The organism is Rhodopirellula bahusiensis (genome assembly GCF_002727185.1).
Classification (GTDB): domain Bacteria; phylum Planctomycetota; class Planctomycetia; order Pirellulales; family Pirellulaceae; genus Rhodopirellula; species Rhodopirellula bahusiensis.
The window spans coordinates 1-13,143 of record NZ_NIZW01000007.1 but is presented as its reverse complement, the minus strand read 5'-3'; the positions used below and the strand labels follow the sequence as shown (position 1 = coordinate 13,143).

Below are 13,143 nucleotides of genomic sequence, written 5' to 3'. Positions count from 1 at the left end.
TTTTGCTGTGCGATCGGCGGTCGTAACTAGGATGAAATCGGAGACGTCGCGAATAGCAGCGACCTTCTCCGATCCCACCTGTTTTGACCCACCCTAGAAGATCGACACCATGATGAAGAAGACTTCGACGGCCGCATTCACGCTGGCCCTTTCATTCGCCGCACCCAGTTTCGCGGGCGATTTTTTTCGCAAAACCACCTGTGCCCCCAAGTGCGTGACCGCTCCCGCGTGTCCCACCGAGGTGACGAAATGTTCCTCGGTCGCCGGTGGCATGACCGCTCACGACATGGGTGGAATGGACAATCCCAGCGAGTTGAACGTCGCACTGACGACCGAGTTGGTTGCATTGCGAGATGAAGTCGCGGCGGCCAATCAATCGTTGGAAGAGAAAGACGCTGCGATCGCGGAAGCAAACGAGAAGGTCGCTTCATTGGAAGAGCAGCTCGCTGCCTTGAAAGCCGATGTCGCAGCCCAAACTGAGCGAGCCAAGAAGGCTGAGAAACAGTCTGACGCCGCTCGGGAGCTAGCCGAGCAAGCCCAGCTTATCGCTCAGCAACAACGCAAAAAGCTTCAGCAAGAAGTCGCAACGTTGAAGAAGGACATGGAAGCTCAAACCGGTGAATTGCAACAGCAGCTCACCAGCGCGAAGGCCAGCTTGGACAAAGCCAACGCGGCTTTGGAAGAAGAACGCAAGCAACGTGAAGAAGAGCGTCGCCAGCAAGAACAGAAAGCTGCAGCGAGTGCGAAGGACGAAGAGGAACCGTCGGACGCATCGGATGAGGAAGCTGCAAAATCAGAAGATTGAAGTTTGGATTTTGAAGGAATGTTCGGCGTTGGTTGACGCAACGCCGAACATTCATATTCAAGCGGTAGTCGTGTGAGCGAGCTCCTGGGAATTCAACTCAATATCAGTTGCTGCTCTCACGCCGCATGGTCGTGGATCCTTCAATGTTGGTGTGTCCCATCGCGAGAGTGTTTGGTAGCCAGCTGTTTTCGCCAATTGGGATGTAAACGTTGACTGTGACCAATTCCACTCCGGTGGAACCGTCGCTCGTGAAATCGACGGTTGAGCTGCCGCCACTGATCCCCATCAAACCAAGTTCTTCCTCCACTCGAGAGGAAATTTCGCTCGTCGTTGCCGATGGCTTGATTGCAACTCGAGCGCCCTCGCGGGTGGCATGAATCGCACTGTCACGAAGCATGCTGAGTCTTCCAAGTTCGATCAGCCCGAAGGTCAAGAAGATCATCAACGGGGCGATGAATGCGAATTCGACGGCCGCAGCCCCATGACGCAACAAAGACGATCGTCGAGATGTGCTGGCATTGCATTCCGTCTTCTTGCGAGACCTTCGTTCCCAAGAGAATCTAGACTCGGCGGGTCGCCGGCTGGCAGGTCTTCCTTTCAATGAACGTTTCATGAGATCAGTCCACCAACATTGCAGGAGAGTACAAAAACTCGCTGTGGACATTGCCTGCGAAGTCGAATTCGCATCCTCTCGCAATCATCGGGGTGGGCTGGATCGTTAGGTGCTTCTTCTTCATCGGGCCGGTTAGCTTCACGCTGAGTATTCTCACCCCTTCCCACCGCACGATCGTGTAATTGGCGTTGTTGCCGTTGCCATGCACCTTGCGGAAGATCGGAATGATCCTTTTCTCACCGATGATGGAGCTGAGTTCGGCTTTGATTCCCGCACTGATTCCCGTGTCGCCGTTCAAGGACAGTTCGCCGTGTTCATCAAAGACCAATTCACGTCCCAAAGCATCAAAATCATCTTGCGAGATTCCATAGAGAATCTGGCGGCGAAGATCGCTGGTGCTGTTGTTGGATGAACCAATGTCGACCGTGCCACGATTACCAGGAGCACCGGTTCCCGTTGGATAGAGTGAGCATTCGTGGAAGCCGTCGCTTCCTTCCACGACCGATCCGTTGAAGTACATCAAGTCGTCAGAAGTTTGTTTGTCACTGACCAGTTGCCAAGTTTCCTCATCCAGAGCAATGGGCAAGATGTCAATCTTGGTTCCATTGTTCGGTGGACGCTTGAACCCGCTGATATTGTGTTGGAATGCTGCAGTCACGCTTTGACGAAGAGATTGCGATTTTCGTCCAGTCAATCCAGCCAGCTGCAACGGAAGTTCGCCATGAGCCGAGTTTGTCAGATGGAGATTCACGCGGACCGCGTTGGCCGACGCCCAATCATTCATTGGCTCAAAGACTAGAGTCGCATGATCGTAAGACCCAATCTCGACTGCGTGATCGACTGAGCCAACATGAGCCTGGACTTGTCCGATGTGATTGGCTGAGCTGATTAGGTCTGCCGAAGACTTTACCTGGCTGACGCCATCGTGGTCCCCGTTGACGCGAGCGTCATACAACGCCCAGGCTCCCGCGAGTGCAGCAGAATCGGCGGACCTGGAGAGTTCTGTTCTTGCGGTGTTGATGTAGGCAAATTCTGAAACGACCGCCAGAACGGTGAACAATGCGACACAGAGAATAAGGCCAAAGATTCCCGCGGCGCCGCGTCGGGATTCAGGCTCTTGAATGCAATAGCGGAGTTGGATGATCGATTTGGATGACATTTGATTTCAACTGGATGATGGCAGAACGCGATGGTTGGAGACGAACGGATAATCTTCTGAAGATTCGTCCACTGTGCATGGGCACGATACGTTGATCCGATCGTTCGATCACGAATTGATCGACGTCGGTGTCAGATTGATTGTGATGACTTGATCACTGCCATCCTCAAAAACGACCCGGATACTTTTCAATCGAATTGAACGAACACGATTGGCTCCGAATCCGATGTCGACATTCGCGAGGCTTGTATCGGGGTGATATTTCATCAGACCATCACCGCTTTCATGCGGCATCTCAACCAAGTAGTCGGGGCCTCCAAAGGCTCCCCAATCAGCCGACTCACCATTTTTGATCGCAAAGAGATAGCGAGAGTTCTTGACGGCCATGACGGTTGTCCATCGGATGCAATCGTTGCTTGCGGACCAGTTTTGGAAGTTCCCGCCGCGTTCGTGGTCGACCGCCTTGTCGTTGACCGCCGCCGTGACGCGGAACCCTCCGCTTGAATAGGTTGCATCCGCGGCATAGTTCAGTTGCAACTCGAAGTAGCGAGATTCGTCGTCTCGGTTCGGAAAGACGAAAAACGATACTTGTGGCGAATTGATGTCAGGCTCAGGATCGCCCAGCGTCAGTTCCCAGTTTTCTTCGATGAAGTAGATCGATTTACGATCGTCTGCAGAGACGTCGCTTGGAGTGAGTGAACCCCATAAGGCCAGCAGGCTCGCGAGGAGTAGCTTTGAAAGGGCAAGTTCGTTCCGCATGGTGTGCGCCTTCGGTGTGAGCAGGAAATCCCCCCCGCTCGATGTGACAACCACATCTTCTCGCGATGTCGATAAGCATCCAGGGCGGTCTGGCAGTCCAAGTTTTTCAACATGGATCCATGACTTTGCGTCCCACGTTTACACGTGGTTTGCCGTTTTCTTGAATGTCGAATCGGAAGCCCACAACGTCGCTAACACAAACACTAGGTCACGAATGAGCAGGTGGGCTTTTGTGAGCCATCCCCGGTTGCAAATTGTGCGACTGCGACAGTGGTTCGCCCGCTCGTGCCGGTTGAAACGATTTTGCAGCGGAATGGTCGACTTTTGACCTCTGGTTCCAACTGATTGATGGTGCGATGACTCGCGCGGCACACGGTTGTTGGGAATGGTGTACCCTATAGGGCCCGCCTCTCCCCCACCTTTTGATCGACGGTTCTGTAATGAAGAGTCCGTTCGCCCCGCCCTCGTTTGACTACGACATCGCTCAATCAAACCGCGATCGATGTTGTTCGATCGCCAATCGTTGGCCGACCGCTCGATGGATGCTGGCTTTTGTTTGGCTAACCATCGGTTGTGCGGCGATGGTTTCCGCGGATGAATCGAACGAAGAATCCTTTGACTTCTTCGAAGCTCGCATTCGTCCGGTTCTGATCGAATATTGCTATGAATGCCATGCGGAGGATTCGGAAGACCTGGGCGGTTCGTTGCGTTTGGATGTGAAGGAAGGATGGGAAGTTGGCGGTGACAGTGGGCCGGCCATCCGACTTGGCGATCCCGCAGCAAGCGAACTGATGGCGGCGATTCGGTACGAGTCCTCCGAGATGCCACCCTCGGGAAAGCTGCCCGACCACGTGGTGCGAGATTTTGAAAAATGGATTCGCGATGGTGCGGCTGATCCAAGATTGATGGATGAAGAGGAACAGCTCACAAGTTCTCAGCCAAAGTCATTCGACTGGGAGCAGGCTCGGCAGTTTTGGGCGTTTCAGCCTCCACGTGCGAGCGAGTCGCCGGTTGCGTTTGATTCTGATTCCGCGATTGATGCCTACCTGCAACGACGCTTGGACGCGGAAGGTTTGACCGCGACTCCGATCGCAAGCCCAAGTGTGCGGCTGCGACGTTTGGCGTTTGATCTGACAGGATTGCCACCTGATCCTGAAACGCTTCGGCAATTTCAAGCGGATCCCAGCGACGCACATTGGCGGAGATTGGTGGATCGCTATCTGGCCAGCACGCAGTTCGCGGAACATTGGGCGAGGCACTGGATGGACGTGGCTCGCTATGCCGACAGCAACGGCAGCGATTTCAATGCGACCCATCACGACGCTTGGCGGTATCGCGATTACTTGGTGCGGGCGTTTGCCAACGACATGCCGATCGACCGGATGATTCGCGAACAGATCGCGGGTGATATGATGCCGGCCTCTTCCGATGAAGATCGACGTGACAAGTTGGTCGCCACCACGTTCTTGATGATCGGCACCAAGATGCTGAGTGAACGCAACAAAACCAAGTTGCGGATGGATGTGGTCGACGAGCAACTCGACACGGTCGGACGTGCTTTTCTTGGCATGACGTTTGGTTGTGCTCGCTGTCACGATCACAAGTTTGATCCCATCACCACGCGAGACTACTACGCGATGGCGGGGATCTTTCGCAGCACGCGAACACTGCATGGTGAGTCGCAGCAATACGTCAGCACTTGGAAGAAAACTCCGCTTCCGATTTCAATGAAGCACAAGGAGTCCATTCGTGCTCACGAAAAATCGCTGCAAGACCTCGATCAAGAGATCAAAGCAGTCGAGTCGGAACTGAAGGTTCTGGCAGAGAAGACGGAACTCGAAGGAATCACGATCGATGATGTCGATGCCGTTCGTGAAGGTCACTGGGTTGAATCGACGTACAAATCTGGGTTTGTTGGCAAAGGTTATGTGCACGACGAAAATCGAAACAAAGGCGAGGCGTCGATCCGGTTTGCCGCAGTCTTGCCCAATGCCGGACGGTATGAGCTTCGGGTTCACTACAACTCCAGCGGCAATCGGGCGTCGAATCTGCCTGTCACGGTGCAGTTGAACGACGAGACTCACGATCTGGTTTTGAATCAGACGGTTCCTCCGACGACGGGCACGTACAGCGTGCTGAAGGATTTTGAGTGCGAGGCGGAAACTCAGTCGCAGGTCACCCTTTCGAACCGTGGGACGGATGGTTATGTGATCGCCGATGCCGTGCAGTGGGTTCAGGTCGATGGCGAAAAGGACCCGGGTGAATCAGACGCGGCGATTGAACAAACCATCGCGATGCGAACCACGTTGACTCAGACACTCAAGCAACTGAAGTCACAACGAGCCGATTTGGTCGCCAATGCTCCGCCCCCCGTTCCGACCGCGATGGCGCTGGCCGATTTACCGAGCGATGAGCAGGAGGATTGCCCGATTCATATTCGGGGTGAGGTCAGCAATCTGGGCGACATCGTCCCGAGAGGCATTCCGCAGGTCTTCAGCGAATCCACCACCGCGTTTGAACCCTTGGAAGGAAGCGGTCGGTTGGAGTTGGCACAGTGGTTGACCGATCCTGATCACCCGCTGACCGCGCGGGTCAGTGTCAACCGAATCTGGATGCACCTGATGGGCGAAGGACTGGTGCGGACCGTCGACAACTTCGGCGTTCGGGGCGAGAAACCGACTCATCCCGAGTTGCTGGATGCGTTGACGATCGACTTTGTACGCAACGGTTGGCGTCAGAAACGTTTGATTCGAAACATCGTTTGCAGCGACGCGTATTCACGATCGATGGTTTCGGATGACGATCCGCGAGTCTCACTTGATCCTGAAAATAGATGGCGAGGTCGGGCCGTTCGCAGACGCATTCCCGCGGAAGCGATTCGCGATGCGATGTTGGTTGCTGCCGGCACGCTCGACCCCAGCGGTCGTGAAAACTTGATGGACAGCTACGCGACCTTGGTCAGTCAAAACAACGCCAACTCCAAAGCGACCACCAAGTTTGGGCTGGATGATCCGAAGCGAACAATCTACTTGCCATTGATTCGATCCGAAGTGCCACCGTTGCTGGCGAACCTGGACGCCGCGGATCCGGATTTGTTGGTTGGGAAACGACCGACAACGAACGTGCCGGCGCAAGCGTTGACGTTGATCGGCAGCCCCGAGGTACGTCGATGGGCGATGCAAACGACGAAGCGAATGATGAAAGAGACAACCGACGACACACAGCGTGTCCGGTGGGCCTGCGCCGTGTTGTTCTCTCGTGACCCTCGACCGGTCGACGTACAAATCTTGCACGCTTGGTTGGAAAGCGATGTGGCGAAGGCCATGTCGAGCGACGAAGAACGTTATCGCGAATGGATCGCGGCGATGTTTGCGAGCACCGAATTTCGATTCTTGGATTGAGGCGAAACTGATGAAACTGAACCGTCGAGATTGCTTGGTCCAATCGACTTGGACGACTGGTGCGTTGGCCGTAACTGCTTCTGCGGTTCCTGCTTCCAACGCTTGGTCGAACAGTGCGGGTGAGCAGACTCCCGTGCAGCATCATCCGGCGAAGGCCAAACGCGTGATCTTCTTGTTCATGCATGGCGGACCGTCGCATGTCGACACGTTTGATTACAAGCCGCGGTTGATCGCCGACAACGGAAAGGATTTGCCGTTCGAGTTGCCGCCTCAAATCAGTGCCAAACCGACATTGCTTGCGAGCCCTTGGAAATGGTCGCAACACGGTGAGGCTGGGTTATGGGCAACCGATTTATTGCCGGAGATGAACAAGCATCTGGATTCACTGTGCGTTGTTCGGTCCATGCACACTCGCGGCCAATCGCACGGCCAAGCGGTCGGGATGGTGAACACGGGCAGCGACAACTTTGTTCGCCCCAGTGTTGGTGCATGGATCAGTTATGCATTGGGGGCCGGGCATCCGGATTTGCCGGCTCACGTTGCGATCGCACCCGCGACGGCCCATGGTGGACCTCGCAACTACGGGGCCGCGTTCTTGCCGGCCAAGCATCAAGCGACCGTGGTCGGCAAGAACGGTCAAATCGGCGAAGGGAAAATTGCCTATCTCGATGCGGCTCAAGGACACCAGTTTGACTTGGTCAACCAGCTCAACCGCGGCCATGTTCAATCTGCCGGACGAGACCGAGCGACCGATGGTGCGATCGAGGCGGTGGACTTGGCCAATCGGATGCGAGGCACCGCGCCGGAGGTGATGGATTTGTCGAAGGAAACCGAAGCGACCAAGAAACTGTACGGGATCGGTGAGAAGACGACCGACTCGTTTGGACGCAGTTGTTTGATGGCGCGTCGGTTGGCAGAATCCGGTGTTCGATTCATCACCGTCAGCAGCGGCCAAGTGTGGGACCAGCACGGCAACTTGAAGAACGGGCACCAGAAAAATGCCGCCAAGACGGACTTGCCGATCGCAGGATTGTTCGCGGATCTGAAGCAACGCGGGCTCTGGGAAGACACATTGGTCGTATGGGGCGGCGAATTTGGACGGACGCCCGTTGTTCAGGGAAGCAACGGTCGCGACCACAACCCGCAGGGATTCTCAATGGTGCTGGGCGGTGGCGGGATTCGCGGCGGAATCACGTACGGTGAGACCGATGACTATGGCTACTACGCGGTTCGCGATCGCGTTCACATGCACGATTTGCACGCGACCATGCTGCATCAACTTGGAATCGACCACGAGCGTTTGACGTATCCCTACGCTGGTCGCGATTTTCGTCTGACGGACGTCCACGGGCGAGTGGTGAGCGAAATCCTGGAGACCTGAGCCTTCATTGGTTGGCCAGTTTTGGGATCGGCTGGTAAGTTGGCGGTCATTGACGACCGAATTCGAACTTGCTGGCTTGATTGAACCGAAATGAACGCTGCTGAATCTCGCTCCGGGCCCCGTCGGCCGGGCGGCAAAAAAGGCAAACAGACAACGGTGGCGGGGATCGTCATCGCGGTCGTCATCGGCGGCTACACGCTGCTTCGGCCATCGATCAACGAAGCAACGGGCTGGAATTTGCCGGCTTTGCCCGGCAAGCAAGTCGCCAAAGACTCGGTGGCAGAGAACTCGCCCTCGCCCGTCTCGGACCAAACCGCCAACCCGCGTTCGGTGCCCAAACCGGCTGAGTCGTCGAAATCGTCGCCTTCGCGGGGTGAGGCCAAAACGCAGCCGCAGCGGAACGAGACCGCCAAATCACCCGGCCCGCTCGCGTCGAAGATGACCCGCGGAGATCCGGATTCGCGTGCTGATTCAGCGTCCGCTCAAGCCACGCAGGACACTTCGGATCTGAAGTACGGGTTGCTGAGAGAGATTGGCACCGACCGGTTCATGTCACCGGCGGGCGTGCTATACACGCCCGGCAGTGCCGAAGGTCATCGCCTCGAACACCTGCGCCGTCATACCAAAGACCAACCCAATCGTTCAGGCAAACACGGGGTTTTTGATGGCGAGATGGAGGGAGCCCTCGCGACGATCGACAAGGCGTACGAAAAAGCTCAGGCGAACCAACGAACGACCAAAGAAGTCGACGGGAAACGAACCATCTACACCGTCGACATGGGAAAACGAGTTGGCTTTGTCGGCGGCCGCGATGGTCAACGCAGTCGCAACCCGATGGCTCGCCGAGTGCGTTTGGTATTGGAAGGCAATCGGTTGATCACCGCGTTCCCGCTGTAGTTCCTGTTCCGCATTGATTGCTCGATATGCGAAAGCATCGCTTTGAAGTTGAACCTTCAGCGATGCTCCTCCCGAATCATCCCGTTTCTGTTTGGAAGTCAATTCTGTGACTCACCCTGATTCCAGCTCCGATGTCCCTCCCGATAATTCGAGTTCCAACTTGAATTCAAATTCTGGTGTCCGATACAGCGTCGGTTCTTGCCCGATTTGCGAGCAAGGTTTGTGTTCGATCCGTGCCTGTGGTTTGGTCGACAACAAGCCTAAGTACGGCTTGGTGGTTTGCGATGAATGCGAAGCCATTTGGTTGCAGCCGAACTTGAACGGCGTGCATATTTACGCGGATGCTGAAACACCGAAGTGCCCCATCGATCAGTCGCCGCTCTACCAAGGCAACAACCGTTGGGCGACGTTGGAAGATATCGATCGCTTGGGTTGGTCGGACGCCGTGAATCCCGATCTGACGTATGAACCCGAGTCGGACGACTCTTGAGCTGGTGTTGCAATCATCATTGCTCGTTACCACCCTGCTCTGCCCTGCCCTCCCCTGCCCCATTCTTACTCTTCAAACTTTGGAACCGTGACCTTGTCGGAAATCTCCTTTGACCCAATTCTTGCCGCCGGTGCCGACCCGGTTCAAGCTGGCGTGGCATTGAAGCAATTGGCGGACGATCCCAACTTGGACGGTCCCATGCTGGTTGCTGCTCTCGCGGAAGATGCCGCTCGATTGATGGACGCGGATCCTGCGATCACCGGTGGATTGCTTCGCCTGATTCATCTGAAAACCCTGAAAGGCGAAGGGGATCCTCTGTCGAAGATCGAGCCCGCGACCCTCGGGAAGATCATCGGATCGCTCTCACCAGAAGTCTCCAATCGGCACTTGATGCTTCAATTGTTGGCGATGCAGCGGACACCGGATTCTTTGCGGGTCTTGGTCACTCAATTGGCTCAGTCACCACCCAAGGGTTGGATGGCGGCGGCTCAAATTCTCAGCCCTTTGATGCAGCACAACGATTGGTCCATCGACGCGGTGTTCCCGTCCTTGTTGGATTCGATTTCGGAACCATCCCTAGCGGCGCCCATCTTGGATTTGGCCGGCCACGTGACTCGAACCGGATTGGTGAACGAACATCCCGCCAAAGGTCGCATTGGCTCGCTCAATGCCCTGCTCGGTCATGTTGCGGGACGTTTGGCGAAGTTCGAAGAGGACCCGCGCAGCTTTGGTACCGAGGTGGAACAGGTCCAAGCGGTCTTGGGTGAAGCGGTGGCATTGGCCGTGTCGCTCTGTGATGCGATTGGTTTGATCGGCGAAGAAAGTTCGATTGGCGAGCTGAACAAGACATTGGATTTGAAACATCGCCGAGTTCAATGCGAAGCAGCGGGCGCGCTGGCGAAGTTGGGAGAAGAAACTGGTAAAGAACGCCTGGCCGAACTGGCGGGCGAACCAGCCGCTCGACTGCGAGCGATCGCCTACGCGGACGAGTTGGGACTGGAGGAGTTGATCGATGAAGAACATCGTGAACCACGAGCAATCGCGGAAGCCGAAATGGCATTGTGGTTGACTCAGCCTCAGCAGATGGGAGTGCCACCGACAGGAGTCGAAGTGGTGGACTCTCGCCGCATGCTGTGGCCCAGCTTTGAAGATCCGGTCGACGTGTTCTTGGTCCGCTTTGAATACAACTTTGGCGAACGACAATACAGCAACATTGGTTTGACCGGACCAACCATCTTTGCGATCTCATGCGACGTCGCGGACTTTCCGCCGGAAGACATCTACGCGATTTATGCGGGATGGCATGCCGATCACCAAGACATTTTCACGGTGCCCTCCAAAGAATTCAACGAAGCTCAGCGACGAATCGTTGAGCCGTTGCAGACGTACTTGGAACGCGTCGGGTACGAGGAAGTGAAGATTGATCGGCTCGGCTTCTTCTTGGACGAAACGGCGGGTGTGTTCACCGCGGTTCGAAACGAGAAAGAATGTGTGGTTGTGACCGACGGTTTGGAAACGATCGATTTGCCCACCGGTGGACGGTTGCGTCCGCCGCAGCCCGAAGATCTGTTCCACTTGTACAAGGGCCGTAAGATGCTGCGGACTTTCAATCCCAACGGAATCTCGGAGTGAATCAACGATGAAACCGTTTGGTACCGGCCAGATCCAAGAGACCCAGAATCAACTGCGGCACGAGTTCAGCGAATTCGCGGAGCAGTGGCAGCGGACCAAATCGGTGTGGCGTGACGAACCGGCCCGTCAGTTCGAAGAACAGTGCTTGGCCGATCTGGCACCGACTCTCAATCGAGTTTCATCGGCGCTTCAGACCTTGGTCGATGCCATCCATCAAGCCGATCGAGTGCTGAAGGATCCCGAGGAAACGTCCGTCTGACTCTGCATGGGTGCAGTGCTAAATGTAGGTCAGGTCTCACCTGACGCGAGAGCCAATGCTTCAATAGTGGCTAGGCTTGCCGCCTGGGGATTCTCTCCATCACCACTCCGCCCTCCTCGCATCGACCTCGGCCAATTCCCGCATTTGCACCAGTCGATCCTGTCGGCTGAGCCCATTGGCCTCGTCCGGATTTCGGACATGCATGCGAATCCCAGTCGTCAATGAATCGCAGTGCTCAGGCACGCTTGATCCAACAGATGTTGATACCCAATTACAACCAGCGTTGCGAAGCATTGGCGAGGTCCGCGCCAACCGATGAGAACAAGTCCGAAGTCCGAGCCTGATTCCCAAACATCAACCGTGTAGAATAACTCTCCACACCAATTCCCACCTGTCCAGCAGGTGAGAAACAAGTTCGCCGACCTGAGAATGCGAAGCCCCTCGTTGCATCATGCCTCAAACACAACGTGAAGGCCTATACGGCAATGTGATTGAGCACAAAAACAACAACGTATTTCGCGTTGCATTGAACTGCGGTGTCGAATGCGACGCGTCTGTTCCCAACACTGTCGCTCGCGACGTTTTCCGAATTGGCCCTGGCGATCCTGTTGCGATCCAGCGATCTACGCCACCACGATTGGACTGCATCGTTGGCTTTTCGCCATGCCAGTACTACCGACGCTATTGGAATGAGGACTCCGGCGGACTTTGTTCGGGTTGGGGTGGATCGCACTTCCTATTCGAGGTCCATCCCGACGGATGGGTTGCTCGGCAGATCCAACGATTCGACAATGGTGAGCTACTAATCTACGATGAAACGTGCGATGAGGACAGCTTTGGCGGACGATCGATCGTCCCACTGGAGGCTGATGAATACGGACCTTTCTCAATTGATCGGTCTGAATTCCTCAACAACTGGAAACCGAACCTCGCCGTCAATCGAAGTGAAGGCGGCGAACCAGACGATGCACGTGAGTCGCCGAGCTGAGTTTATTGAAGTGGTGCATCGTTCGCGGCGACCACGTGATCGTTAACGTTATCCGACTCAAATACCCTACGATCCTATGCCTGCACCGTGACTGACGAACTCGCCCAAACGGATGATGACATTGCGGGGCAATGGTCTGATCATTTTGACGCTTCAATAAAAACTGAAAGCGTGCGGGCACGTGTCATTCTATCTGCGTGTTACCTCGACGAACTGCTCTATCAATTGCTTGCGGTGACGCTTAAACCGGCCTCAAAGAAGGATGACCCCCTGTTCTCTGGAGGCAACGCTCCGCTTGGAACTTTTAGCTCCAAAATCGAACTCGCCTTCCGGATGGGTCTGGTTCCATCAGGTACGAAATCAAGTCTGCACTTCGTACGCAAGATTCGTAATCGTTTTGCACACGATCTCACTGCTGCAACGTTTTGTGATCCGCAAATACTAAGCTGGACCCGCGAGTTGCACGCGCTAAACGACATTGCCAGGCCGGAGCGAAGGGCTTCCTTTTCCGATGGGCCAATCGGTGACTTTGAACAGTCGGTTTCATGGCTGATATATTGGATCCGCAATTTGATTCAGAACATTCCAACGGACTGCCCGCATTGTGGCAACGAGATGGAGCACCGAACCTCACTAAGAACCTATCCGAGAACCCCGATTCTACTGTGGACAAAATAGGCCAGAGCGATGTGTAGCCCAGCAAGATGGTTTTGAGTTTTCTTATCCCATCGTATTAGGATCGCTCGGAAGCGATTGAGC

Annotated in this window: 12 protein-coding genes, 1 pseudogene and 1 riboswitch; of the genes and pseudogenes, 9 read left to right on the top strand and 4 right to left on the bottom strand. The window is 55.3% G+C overall.

Going from position 1 to position 13,143, the window contains the following annotated elements:
• Positions 1-109: 109 nt before the first annotated feature.
• Positions 110-805, top strand: a complete 696-nt coding sequence (locus CEE69_RS09670) for a hypothetical protein (RefSeq protein ID WP_233215089.1) — start codon at positions 110-112, stop codon at positions 803-805.
• A 103-nt stretch (positions 806-908) separates the two neighbouring features.
• Here CEE69_RS09670 and CEE69_RS09665 read toward each other — a convergent pair whose 3' ends face one another.
• The 3 genes from CEE69_RS09665 to CEE69_RS09655 form a co-directional block, all read right to left on the bottom strand.
• Entirely contained in the window at positions 909-1,418 is a 510-nt protein-coding gene (locus tag CEE69_RS09665) for a TadE family protein (protein ID WP_233215088.1), read from the bottom strand.
• 4 nt (positions 1,419-1,422) lie between these two features.
• On the bottom strand, positions 1,423-2,577 hold the full coding sequence (locus tag CEE69_RS09660; RefSeq protein ID WP_099260499.1) for a Tad domain-containing protein: 1,155 nt from the start codon (positions 2,575-2,577) through the stop codon (positions 1,423-1,425).
• A gap of 108 nt (positions 2,578-2,685) precedes the next feature.
• Positions 2,686-3,336, bottom strand: coding sequence for a hypothetical protein (locus CEE69_RS09655; protein WP_099260498.1), 651 nt, complete (start codon positions 3,334-3,336; stop codon positions 2,686-2,688).
• Between the two features lie 80 nt (positions 3,337-3,416).
• Positions 3,417-3,500: riboswitch (cyclic di-GMP riboswitch) on the bottom strand.
• A gap of 276 nt (positions 3,501-3,776) precedes the next feature.
• Here CEE69_RS09655 and CEE69_RS09650 point away from each other — a divergent pair.
• The 8 genes from CEE69_RS09650 (at position 3,777) to CEE69_RS09615 (ending at position 13,062) form a co-directional block, all read left to right on the top strand.
• Positions 3,777-6,737 (top strand): DUF1553 domain-containing protein, encoded by a 2,961-nt coding sequence (locus tag CEE69_RS09650; RefSeq protein ID WP_099260497.1) that lies wholly within the window; start codon positions 3,777-3,779, stop codon positions 6,735-6,737.
• Between the two features lie 10 nt (positions 6,738-6,747).
• Positions 6,748-8,118 (top strand): DUF1501 domain-containing protein, encoded by a 1,371-nt coding sequence (locus tag CEE69_RS09645; protein ID WP_099260715.1) that lies wholly within the window; start codon positions 6,748-6,750, stop codon positions 8,116-8,118.
• 90 nt (positions 8,119-8,208) lie between these two features.
• Entirely contained in the window at positions 8,209-9,015 is an 807-nt protein-coding gene (locus CEE69_RS09640) for a hypothetical protein (RefSeq protein WP_099260496.1), read from the top strand.
• Between the two features lie 160 nt (positions 9,016-9,175).
• Complete coding sequence (locus CEE69_RS09635; protein WP_233215087.1) at positions 9,176-9,505, top strand: hypothetical protein; 330 nt, start codon at positions 9,176-9,178, stop codon at positions 9,503-9,505.
• A gap of 87 nt (positions 9,506-9,592) precedes the next feature.
• Positions 9,593-11,137 (top strand): HEAT repeat domain-containing protein, encoded by a 1,545-nt coding sequence (locus CEE69_RS09630; RefSeq protein WP_099260495.1) that lies wholly within the window; start codon positions 9,593-9,595, stop codon positions 11,135-11,137.
• Positions 11,138-11,144: 7 nt separating this feature from the next.
• A complete protein-coding gene (locus tag CEE69_RS09625) occupies positions 11,145-11,396 on the top strand; it encodes a hypothetical protein (protein ID WP_099260494.1) in 252 nt (83 codons plus the stop codon).
• Between the two features lie 451 nt (positions 11,397-11,847).
• A complete protein-coding gene (locus tag CEE69_RS09620) occupies positions 11,848-12,384 on the top strand; it encodes a hypothetical protein (RefSeq protein WP_099260493.1) in 537 nt (178 codons plus the stop codon).
• A gap of 87 nt (positions 12,385-12,471) precedes the next feature.
• The gene (locus CEE69_RS09615; RefSeq protein WP_099260492.1) at positions 12,472-13,062 is read left to right on the top strand and encodes a hypothetical protein; all 591 of its coding nucleotides are present in this window, start codon (positions 12,472-12,474) and stop codon (positions 13,060-13,062) included.
• On the opposite strand, the pseudogene CEE69_RS09610 reads toward CEE69_RS09615, so the two are convergent.
• Positions 13,026-13,143 (bottom strand): annotated as a pseudogene (locus CEE69_RS09610) (IS5/IS1182 family transposase); the annotation flags it as partial. The gene CEE69_RS09615 and the pseudogene CEE69_RS09610 overlap by 37 nt on opposite strands.

Bases quoted from the DNA above. Each gene is read 5' to 3' on its own strand.
- CEE69_RS09670 (WP_233215089.1), top strand. From the start codon at position 110: ATGATGAAGAAGACTTCGACGGCCGCATTCACGCTGGCCCTTTCATTC.
- CEE69_RS09665 (WP_233215088.1), bottom strand. From the start codon at position 1,418: ATGAAACGTTCATTGAAAGGAAGACCTGCCAGCCGGCGACCCGCCGAG.
- CEE69_RS09660 (WP_099260499.1), bottom strand. From the start codon at position 2,577: ATGTCATCCAAATCGATCATCCAACTCCGCTATTGCATTCAAGAGCCT.
- CEE69_RS09655 (WP_099260498.1), bottom strand. From the start codon at position 3,336: ATGCGGAACGAACTTGCCCTTTCAAAGCTACTCCTCGCGAGCCTGCTG.
- CEE69_RS09650 (WP_099260497.1), top strand. From the start codon at position 3,777: ATGAAGAGTCCGTTCGCCCCGCCCTCGTTTGACTACGACATCGCTCAA.
- CEE69_RS09645 (WP_099260715.1), top strand. From the start codon at position 6,748: ATGAAACTGAACCGTCGAGATTGCTTGGTCCAATCGACTTGGACGACT.
- CEE69_RS09640 (WP_099260496.1), top strand. From the start codon at position 8,209: ATGAACGCTGCTGAATCTCGCTCCGGGCCCCGTCGGCCGGGCGGCAAA.
- CEE69_RS09625 (WP_099260494.1), top strand. From the start codon at position 11,145: ATGAAACCGTTTGGTACCGGCCAGATCCAAGAGACCCAGAATCAACTG.
- CEE69_RS09620 (WP_099260493.1), top strand. From the start codon at position 11,848: ATGCCTCAAACACAACGTGAAGGCCTATACGGCAATGTGATTGAGCAC.